Here is a 10,021-nt window from a genome sequence, read left to right as displayed (position 1 = left end):
CGTCGTGAGAAACGGCATTCGCAACGAGAAAAGCCTGCGCTTGCTCATCAGGAAACTCGCCGATAGCGTGATGCAACCCACAGCCGTCAAGCGCTTGCAAAACATCCTTCAAGGCGATGGCACCAAGATTACGCGCGAAACCATCAACACCTACCTCGACTATCTGCACGACTCTTATCTGATGTTTGGCGTCAGTTGTTTCACCGACACCGTGGCCCAACGCGAAACCATCAAGAAGCATTATTTCTACGACAACGGCATTCTCAACCTGTTCTTGTTTCAGCCTGAGACAAAACTGCTTGAGAACATCGTGGCCATAGCGTTATATAAGAGGTACGGACAAGACCTCTATTATTACAACAAGAATGTGGAGGTCGACTTCTGTGTGCCCACCGAGGGACTTCTGGTTCAGGCATCCTATCGGTTGACCGACGAGGCTACCAAGGAGCGGGAGATAGGCGCCCTGCTTAAGGTGGCACCCTTCCTGAAAGCCCGAAGGTGCGTCATCGTGACTTACGACCAAGAGGAAACCATCCACTCGGCCGAACTGGGCATGGATATAGAGATCATTCCCGCCTATAAGTTCTTGCTGAAGGGCTAATCCTGGCTACCTCACTCCTCAGACGGTTCCTCCTCACGACGCTCGGTGAGGGGATGATGGCGCTCGTGGAGGCGCACGGCCTCCACCACGGTGTGCCACGACAGTTCGAAAGGCCAGCCTTGCAGGCGATAGGAGGTCAGGTCGCCATTGTGCTCCGAGAGGAAATAGCGCTCGGGGCCCACGGCGTAGAAGTCGTAGAAGAACGAATAGCAACGCACGGGCAGCGTGTTGTCGGCGCTATAGGTTATCACCGTATACTCGTTGCCGCTCACGTCCTCGCGGGTGCGGTAGTCGAGCACCAGCGCCTTGCGCCCGCCCACCCTCGTGCGACGCAAGCGCAGACGGCTCCAATCGATCTCCTCCACATCACAATCGTAGTCGTTGTAACTACGAAAGGCGCGGCAGAAGTCGTTGGAGGTCAACTTGTCGAGCTGCTCACTGCTGCTGTCCATGACCATGGCGGGCAGGAAAATCTTACTGAATCGGGTGTTCATACGCACATTGTTTAACCCCAATCGGTCATGAGACCGAAATAGGAAGATTGTTAAGAGATTATTGTTTGACCGATGGGGAGATTGGCGCCCAGACTTACTGGGCCACTTTCATCATCTTACCATTCACCTTACGGATCAAGATGCCTTTGGCCGACCGACTGTTTACCTGTCGGCCCATGAGGTCGTACACGCGGTTGTCGGCCGCGCCATCACGGTGGCTCTCGGCCATGGAGCCAAAGGGCTGGGCGATGCCCGTCTCCACGCCAGCCACACAAAACGTCACCACACTGTCGGCCACGGCAATGCTGTCGATGTCGAGCAACGGGTCGCCGTCCCATGATACAAACGCATGCGACGTTACATGATTGGCGCCGGGGAAAGGCACGCCCTTATAATAAAAGGTGTTGCCCGACTGCTTGCCGTTGGCTTCCACGATGTCCACATGCTGATGCGCCGGTGTGTTGTTCACCTCGCTCTTGGCCCACACCTCCGGGTCGTCGTCGATGTGCCACACGAGCAGGCCCGAGGCGGGCAGGTAGGCGTCCCACCCTTTCTGCTGTCGGTTCTCCAGCAGGAAATACTCGCTGTCGACGCCCGGCACCCGAATGAGGTAGGCCTTGTTGGAGTCGCCGAGGTTGGGCAGGCGGTTCACGGTGTCGGCCTCAGCGGTGAGGTCTTCGGGCTCCAGCCATCCCAGCTCGCAACGCTCAAACGAGGAGCAGAGGGGTGGCGTGTTGCCGTCGTTGTTGTAAGAGCCGCTGGCCATCGTGTCCCAACAGTCGGGGGTGTATTTGGCCCACGAGTTGCTGGTGTCGTAGTGGTCGGCGAGCCCCAGGCAATGGCCAAACTCGTGCACAAACGTGCCGATGCCAGCCGTGAGGTTGCCCGACCGATAGCCGTCCACCTCGTTGCTGCAGGTGTAACTGCCTATCTTCACCCCGTCGTTGGTGGTAACGTCGATGCCCCATCCCTGCATGTCGTAGGCGTGGGGCCAAATGGTCTCCGCATCGCGCGAATCGGCCGACCCCACTCCGGCATAATAGATGTAAACATTATCCACGTAGCCGTCGCCGTCGTGGTCGTATTGCGAGAAGTCTATCTGGTCGTCGAGCCCCTCGATGGCGGCCTTCACAAAGGTGCCCATGTTCACCTCCGTGTCGTAGGTGCCCTGTCCGGCGTCGTGCTGCCCGTAGTTGATCTGCACAGGGCCATACACGTCGAACGTGGGGCGAAACCGTCCGGCGCTACTCGCCACGAAGAAGTCGCGAACGCTGCCGTTGGCGCCATTGGCGGCGGTGAAGCCGGGTTGGTTCATGGCGTCGGCGTAATACTGTTGCGGGTGGGCCATCGAGGTGAAACGCTTGTCGTTAAACTCCATGAGGATGACGAGCGAGCGCTGCTCGCCCGTGTGTGGGAAGTTGTTGACGAGCGTGCGGCGTGGATTGCGCCCCGTCTTCCGCAGGTCGGCCTTCTCGTTGAGCGCGCTCAGCCCCAACCGCCGTTTCCCAAGGGCCGATGCCATGGTGGTCTTGTCGACGGTGTTGAGAAACCTCCTGTCACGGTCGGTGCGCAGCGAGGCGTCGGCAGCCGTTATGCCACTGGCGCAAGGCCTACCTTGTCGCAGCGTGGCATATTCGTAGTTGCCGCTCATCGGGTTGAGGAGGATGGGGAACCCATCGTCGGTGGTGGTATAGTTGGCGTGCTCATCGCCATGGATGCGGAGGATGAGCGTCGTTCCGTCGGCTTGCCTCACACGGATCTTGCCGGGATAAGCGGGCACGGCCCACGCGCTCTCCGCCAAACCAACGAGCGTCAGGGCGGCAACCAGCAGTTTACGTAAGTTCAATGTTGTTTGTGTTTATGGTGAATGTATGCAAAGGTATAACGTAATTCTCAATTCCCCAACGATTTGCCAAGCAATTAACCCAAATCGGTCATTCAATTTCAATTCTTGTCAGTGATTCTTTCGGCAAGGGTTGGAAAGAGGCCATAACCTCCTATCCGTTTTCCGGTGTCAGCCCAATGGCCAATGGGAGTTTTAGCCACACGTGCCCACCCTGCAATGACAAAAATGCACTTTTTATGCATAATTGTGGCCTAAATACTTGGAAGTTTCACAAATAATACCTATCTTTACGGCGTTAAACCAATGTCCGCCGAAACGATGACGTTTAACGCGGGCAGACCTGAAATCTACCCATACTACTCGCGCGAGCGTAAGTATTGAGAACATCTTGGAGCGCCCCTCGGCGTATCCGTCTCTTCAGCATTGTGGAAGGGAGTGTTGTCGTATTTACGTGGCTTGTTTTCCTCGACCGATTACCGCCATCATCCACTCCCCCTGATGTTGCAAGCGTTCTCTCCGTTTCAGGAGTTATATAGTAGTTATCAACCTAAAAAGACCGACTATGATTACGCTTGACGAACTTCTGGCCAGTCGCGATGCGCGCCACGCCCTTCAACAGCAATTGTTGGCCGAGCACCCAGGACACACCCTGGTGTGCACTACCGTCGTGGTGCCAGGAAGCGTGAAGCGTAATCGGCAGTCGCTCATCGTGGCGCACGCCGCCGTGGAGGCCCTGCGCAAAGCGTTCGGTGTAGACCAATGGGCCGAAGGCGACCGCCAGCAGCGGTTCATCGAGCGCGACCTGCCCACGGGCTACGAGGTGTATCTCTTAACCCCCACCCCACTTCTTGAGGCCAAGCTCATGGCGGTGCAGATCGAGGACAGCCATCCCCTCGGACGACTGTTCGACATCGATGTCATCGACCAGCAAGGCGCCCCCGTGCCGCGAACCGCCGTGGGGGGCGAGCCGCGCCGTTGCCTGGTGTGCAACCGCGAGGCGCGCTACTGCATGCGCATGCGATGGCACTCGCAAGACGACATCTGGGAGGCCATCAACCAACGCATCGACGCATACGTCAAATCAACGTTTTCGCTAAGCCAGATGAGCAAAGCGAAGCTTGCTTCAGCTATGCCATGGCGAGAAAACGAAGGATAAAATCCAACCCCTGCCCATTAACACACTGCCTGTTCTTTCAATCACCCCACGCATTAAAACACCAGCCACATTGGAAATCCTTCAGCTCCACACCAGCATCCCACGCCAACGCGCCCGCATTGAGCAGTTTCTTGCGGCGAGCGGCCTGAGGCTCGACGAGGTCGACTACTATGCCGCCCTGGTCGACGAGGCGAGCGGCGACATCATCGCCGGCGGTGGACTGTGGCGCGACATCATCAAGTGTGTGGCGGTGGCCGACGGCCATCAGGGCGAAGCCTTGGCCAACACCATCGTGTCGCATCTCATCGCGCGCGCCAATGCCGAGGGCCACCATTGTGTGAAGCTCTATACCAAACCACAGAACCGGAAGCTCTTCGAGAGCCTCTCCTTCCGCCTGCTGGCGGAGGCGCCACAAGCCATCCTCATGGAAACGGGCGTGGGAGGCATCGGCAAGTACAGTCAGGCACTCCGCCTCATCAGCGCCGAGCGTCAGGCGGCAGCCACCGCATCGGCCACCCTGCCGCAGGCGGGCGTCATCGTGATGAACGCCAACCCGTTCACCCTGGGCCACCGACGCCTCGTGGAGCAGGCCGCCGCCCAGGTGGGCACGCTCTATGTGGTCATCGTCAAGGAAGATTGCTCGGTGTTCTCCTACGCTGAGCGCAAGGACATGGTGAGCCGCGGTGTGGCCGACCTGGCCAACGTGTGTGTGGTCGACGGAAGCGACTACGCTGTGAGCAAGGCCACCTTCCCCACCTATTTCCTCAAGCGGCTCTCCGATGCCTCCGACACGCAGATGCTGCTCGACCTCGACCTCTATGGCCGACACATCGCGCCGGCCCTCGGCGCCACCGTGCGCTTTGTGGGCAGCGAGCCTACCGACGCCCTTACCTGCCGTTACAACAAACTGATGCAGGCCACCCTGCCCAACGTGCGGGTGATGCAGCGCTATGAGGTCGACGGCGAGCCGGTGAGCGCCTCACGCGTCCGCATGGCCCTGGTGAAAAACAACCTCTCGGCCGCCGCACCCCTCGTGCCGCCCACCACCCTACCTTATTTAATAGCGCACCTCGCCACGCGCGCCCTCCGCACCGAACTCAACACCACACCGAAGCCCGGACTGGTCGACAGTCGCGACAACGGCTCCCACACCGACATGGACCACGCCATCATGATGCGTGGCATACGCGCCCTGCACCCCTTCTTCGTGAGGCTCGCCCTGCTGGGCTACGCCCCACAACTGCCACCCCACGGCGAGGTGGTGGGCATCGGCCTCGAAGCCGAGCGCGCCATGCTCGCAGCCACGGGGGGCGTCAACACCCACAAGGGAGCCCTCTTCGCCTTGGGCCTGGCCGTCATCGCAGCGGCCCACGCGGCCGCCATGGGCGCCAATCCGCCCGCCTTCCTGTCCGCCACCATCGCGGCCCTGGCAGCCGCCTTCCCCGACACGCAGGGCACCCATGGCAGTAGGGCCAAGGTGGAAGCGTCGCCGGTGGCGACCCTCAAGAGCGCGCTCGACAACGCACGCGAGGGCTACGCACGCCTCTTCGCCGACTGGCTGCCCTTCTACGCTGCACGGCGGCGCGCCAACGACACCTATGCGCCCCACCGCACGCTGCTGCGCATCATGGCCGAGCTCGACGACACCAACATCGTGCACCGCTCGTCGGTCGACACGATGATACAGGTGAAGATGCAGGCGCGGCAACTGCTCAACGACTTCTCGGAACCCGGACTGGAGGCCATGAACCGCAGTTTCATCATGCGAAACCTGTCGCCGGGGGGAAGCGCCGACATGTTGTCGATGGTTGTCTTTTTGCACGGAATAACCCGACAATAGTTAACTTCTTGCAGGAAATATACCGAAACAGCAACAAAATAACACCAAACCGAAAGAAAACATAACAGTCTATACGCCTAAACAACAAAAAAGTAGTAACTTTATTTCTTGAAATCTAAAACACATTGACATTATGGTTGAACTCATTAAGCATGGAGTCTATCTCCTCAACGGAAAAGAGATTCGTGACGAGTACACGGGAATGACCCCCGATGAGGCTCGCGAAAACACCATCACATACGGCATTCTCCGCGCTCACGACGTGGACGGTGCGAAGGGCAAGAAGATGCGCATCCGCTTCGACGCAATGATGTCGCACGACATCACCTACGTGGGAATCATCCAGACGGCACGCGCCAGCGGCCTCGAGGAGTTCCCCCTGCCCTATGCCATGACCAACTGCCACAACTCGCTCTGCGCAGTGGGCGGCACCATCAATGAGGACGACCACGTCTTCGGCCTCTCGGCAGCCAAGAAATACGGCGGCATCTACGTGCCGGCCAACCAGGCGGTCATCCACCAGTATGCGCGCGAGATGATGGTGAAATGTGGCAACATGATCCTCGGATCCGACTCACACACTCGCTACGGATCGCTCGGCAACATGGGCGTGGGCGAAGGCGGCGGCGAACTGGTGAAGCAGTTGCTGCGCAACACCTGGGACATCAACGCTCCCGAGGTGGTGCTCGTATGGCTCGAGGGCAAGCCCAAGAAGGGTGTGGGTCCGCACGACGTGGCCATCTCGCTCGTGAAGGCCACCTTCGAGAGCGGTGTGGTGAAGAACAAGGTGCTCGAGTTTGCCGGCCCCGGCGTCAAGGAGCTGCCCATCGACTTCCGTAACGGCATCGACATCATGACCACCGAGACCACCTGTCTGAGCAGCATCTGGGTGACCGACGACGAGGTGAAGCACCACTACGACATACACGAGCGCCCCAACGACTACCGCGAGCTGCAGCCGGGCGACGTGGCCTACTACGACATGATGATCCGCATCGACCTGTCGCAGCAGGAGGCTATGATCGCGCTGCCGTTCCACCCGTCGAACGCCGTGACCATCCATGAGCTGCAGGCCGATCCCGTGGGCATCCTCACACGCATCGAGGAAGACGCCAAGAAGCGCTTCGGCACGAAGGTCGACGTGCATCTCGTCGACAAGGTGGTCGATGGCAAGGTGCATGCCGACCAGGGCATCATCGCTGGTTGCTCGGGCGGCACCTACGACAACCTCGCCGAGGCAAGCGCCATCCTGAAGGGCAAGAGCATCGGCAACGACTACTTCACGGCGTCGGCCTACCCGCAGTCCACACCGGTGTCGATGGCTGTCACGCGCGAGGGCATCACCGCCGACCTCATGGAGGCTGGCGTGGTGATGAAACCGGCGTTCTGCGGACCGTGCTTCGGCGCAGGCGACGTGCCGTCGAACAACGGCCTGAGCATACGCCACACCACCCGCAACTTCCCCAACCGTGAGGGATCGAAGCCCGGACAGGGACAGCTCGCGCTCGTGGCGCTCATGGACGCACGCTCCATCGCCGCCACGGCGGCCAACGGTGGCGTCATCACCGCCGCTACCGATGTGGCGTACGAGAACACGCACAAGCCCTACCAGTACGACGACAAGATCTACAAGTGCCGCGTCTACAACGGCTTCGGCAAGGCACGTCCCGAGACGGAGCTGCGCTATGGCCCGAACATCAAGGATTGGCCCACCATGTACCCCATGGCCGAGAACATGCTGGTGGAGCTGGCTGCCGTCATCCACGACCCCGTGACCACCACCGACGAGCTCATTCCTTCGGGCGAGACGTCGAGCTACCGCTCCAACCCGCTGAAGCTCTCCGAGTTTGCCCTGTCGCGCCGCGTGCCCGAGTATGTGGGCCTGAGCAAGGCCATCCAGCGGCAAGACCTCGACCGCCGCGCCGGCAACGTGTCGGCCAATGTGGCTGAGGCCCTCAAGGCAGTGGGCGCCAACGCCGAGAACACCAGCTTCGGATCGTGCGTGTTCGCCAACCGTCCGGGCGACGGCTCGGCGCGCGAGCAGGCCGCCTCGTGCCAGAAGGTGCTGGGAGGCGACGCCAACATCTGCTACGAGTATGCCACGAAGCGCTACCGCTCCAACTGCATCAACTGGGGCATCGTGCCCTTCACCATCGCTCCCGAGACGGCCTTCAACTTCCAGCCGGGCGACAAGGTGTTCATCCCGGGCATACGCGAGGCCATCCTCGCTGGCAAGGAGGAGATCGACGCGCAGGTCATCACCGCCAACGGTGTGCAGCCCATCCACCTCTTCTTCCAGAACCTCACGGCCACTGAGCGCCAGATCCTGGTCGACGGTTGCCTCATGAACTACTACAAGAACCTGAAGTAGACCGAAGCCCCGACCCATCGGCCAGCGGGCAACCCCTAAGCGCCCGGGGCACGTCCCCGGGCATTCACACCCCCCAAACCCCATTCACATTCACCATTTAACCTTATAAACTATGGTACAGAAAATTCAGATGGCCACTCCCATCGTTGAGATGGATGGCGACGAGATGACCCGAATCTTATGGAAGATGATCAAGGACGAACTGATCCTCCCGTTCATCGACCTGAAGACCGAATACTACGACCTTGGCCTCGTAAAGCGCGACGAGACGGCCGACCAGATCACACGCGACGCCGCCGAGGCCACCAAGCGCCTGGGCGTGGCCGTGAAATGCGCCACCATCACGCCCAACCACCAGCGTATGGACGAGTATAAGCTCCACCAGATGTGGAAGAGCCCCAACGGCACCATCCGCTCAATCCTCGACGGCACGGTGTTCCGCACGCCCATCACCATTCCGAGCATCCATCCCGCCGTGCGCAACTGGGAGAAGCCCATCACCATAGCCCGTCATGCCTATGGCGACGTTTACAAGAGCGTGGAGATCCGCGCTGAGGAGCCGGGCGTAGCCAAGCTCGTCTTCGAGGGCGAGAGCGGCAAGCGCGAGGAAGTGGTGGTCCACACCTTCAAGGGCGCCGGCGTGCTGCAGGCCATGCACAACACCGACAAGTCGATCCGTTCGTTTGCACACTCTTGCTTCAAGTTTGCGCTCGACACCAACCAGAGCCTGTGGTTCTCCACCAAGGACACCATCTCCAAGAAGTACGACGCGCAGTTCAAGATCATCTTCTACGAGGTGTTCGAGGAGTACAAGGACGAGTTTGAGAAGCGCGGACTGGAGTTCTTCTATACGCTCATCGACGACGCCGTGGCGCGCGTCATCCGCTCGAAGGGCGGCTTCATCTGGGCCTGCAAGAACTACGACGGCGACGTGATGAGCGACATGGTGTCGACGGCTTTCGGCTCACTGGCCATGATGACCTCCGTGCTTGTGTCGCCCGACGGCAAGTATGAGTATGAGGCTGCCCACGGCACCGTGACACGCCACTACTACAAGTACCTGAAGGGCGAGGAGACGAGCACCAACCCGATGGCCACCATCTTCGCATGGAGCGGCGCCCTGCGCAAGCGCGGAGAGATGGACAACCTGCCTGAGCTCATCCGCTTCGCCAACGAGCTCGAGGCTTCTTGCTTCGACACGCTGAACGCTGGCATCGTCACCAAGGACCTCGCCGGTCTGATGGAGGGCGTCACACCGCAGCCCAAGACCTCAGCGGGCTTCATCGCCGCCATACGCGAGCGCCTGGAGCAGCGCCTCGCATAAGGGCGGCGCATGGCAGAAGGGCATAAGGGCATGGCCTCTCGCATAAGGGCGATGCCCATAGCCCCATCCCAACACGCAAAATCGCCGTGGGCGCGGCGCAAGCCATAGCCGTTGCGCCCACAGCACCTCATAGGCCCCGTCGGCGTCATGCCGTCGGGGCCTTGCTGTTTATCCCCAATTCTTGATTGTGCTACATCAGTTCGATACCATCATGGATTATTTCACTCGGAACGTGCATAACGTGCAAATTAGAGAACTTTTTATGTTAAAATCCATATTTGACAAGCAGATTTTGAAGAAAACAGTTGGAGTTTCCAATAAAAAAGAGTATTTCCGCAGCAACAAATCCCACCACGCCTCTCAACGATGCGTACCACGGTGGGACTTCG

At 59.7% G+C, this 10,021-nt stretch carries 7 protein-coding genes; 5 read left to right on the top strand and 2 right to left on the bottom strand.

Annotated elements, in window-relative coordinates:
- On the top strand, nt 1-601 hold a 601-nt coding region (locus WKK33_RS01045; RefSeq protein WP_337932088.1), incomplete at its 5' end, for a DUF4143 domain-containing protein.
- Nucleotides 602-612: 11 nt separating this feature from the next.
- Here the strand turns inward: WKK33_RS01045 and WKK33_RS01040 are convergent.
- Both WKK33_RS01040 and WKK33_RS01035 read right to left on the bottom strand, forming a co-directional pair.
- Nucleotides 613-1,095, bottom strand: coding sequence for a hypothetical protein (locus WKK33_RS01040; RefSeq protein WP_337932087.1), 483 nt, complete (start codon nt 1,093-1,095; stop codon nt 613-615).
- Between the two features lie 94 nt (nt 1,096-1,189).
- The gene (locus WKK33_RS01035; RefSeq protein ID WP_337932086.1) at nt 1,190-2,941 is read right to left on the bottom strand and encodes a M6 family metalloprotease domain-containing protein; all 1,752 of its coding nucleotides are present in this window, start codon (nt 2,939-2,941) and stop codon (nt 1,190-1,192) included.
- 562 nt (nt 2,942-3,503) lie between these two features.
- On the opposite strand from WKK33_RS01035, the gene citX reads away from it, so the two are divergent.
- From citX to WKK33_RS01015, 4 genes are all read left to right on the top strand, one after another.
- Nucleotides 3,504-4,097, top strand: coding sequence for a citrate lyase holo-[acyl-carrier protein] synthase (gene citX / locus WKK33_RS01030; RefSeq protein WP_337570004.1), 594 nt, complete (start codon nt 3,504-3,506; stop codon nt 4,095-4,097).
- Nucleotides 4,098-4,167: 70 nt separating this feature from the next.
- Nucleotides 4,168-5,937 carry a [citrate (pro-3S)-lyase] ligase gene (gene citC, locus WKK33_RS01025; protein ID WP_337637059.1) on the top strand — a complete coding sequence of 590 codons (1,770 nt, stop codon included), beginning with the start codon at nt 4,168-4,170 and terminating at the stop codon, nt 5,935-5,937.
- Nucleotides 5,938-6,070: 133 nt separating this feature from the next.
- Nucleotides 6,071-8,308 (top strand): hydratase, encoded by a 2,238-nt coding sequence (locus tag WKK33_RS01020; protein WP_337932084.1) that lies wholly within the window; start codon nt 6,071-6,073, stop codon nt 8,306-8,308.
- Between the two features lie 112 nt (nt 8,309-8,420).
- The gene (locus WKK33_RS01015; RefSeq protein ID WP_215760552.1) at nt 8,421-9,632 is read left to right on the top strand and encodes an NADP-dependent isocitrate dehydrogenase; all 1,212 of its coding nucleotides are present in this window, start codon (nt 8,421-8,423) and stop codon (nt 9,630-9,632) included.
- Nucleotides 9,633-10,021: the final 389 nt, after the last annotated feature.

Origin of the sequence: Hallella sp. (genome assembly GCF_037460745.1) — a bacterium.
GTDB lineage: Bacteria > Bacteroidota > Bacteroidia > Bacteroidales > Bacteroidaceae > Prevotella > Prevotella faecis.
Note: the sequence above shows the minus strand (reverse complement) of the source record. Positions and strands in the feature narration are given on the sequence as shown.

What these genes read in the sequence shown, in the direction of transcription:
- WKK33_RS01040 (WP_337932087.1), bottom strand. Translation starts at nt 1,095, where the DNA reads ATGAACACCCGATTCAGTAAGATTTTCCTGCCCGCCATGGTCATGGAC.
- citX (WP_337570004.1), top strand. Translation starts at nt 3,504, where the DNA reads ATGATTACGCTTGACGAACTTCTGGCCAGTCGCGATGCGCGCCACGCC.
- WKK33_RS01015 (WP_215760552.1), top strand. Translation starts at nt 8,421, where the DNA reads ATGGTACAGAAAATTCAGATGGCCACTCCCATCGTTGAGATGGATGGC.
- WKK33_RS01020 (WP_337932084.1), top strand. Translation starts at nt 6,071, where the DNA reads ATGGTTGAACTCATTAAGCATGGAGTCTATCTCCTCAACGGAAAAGAG.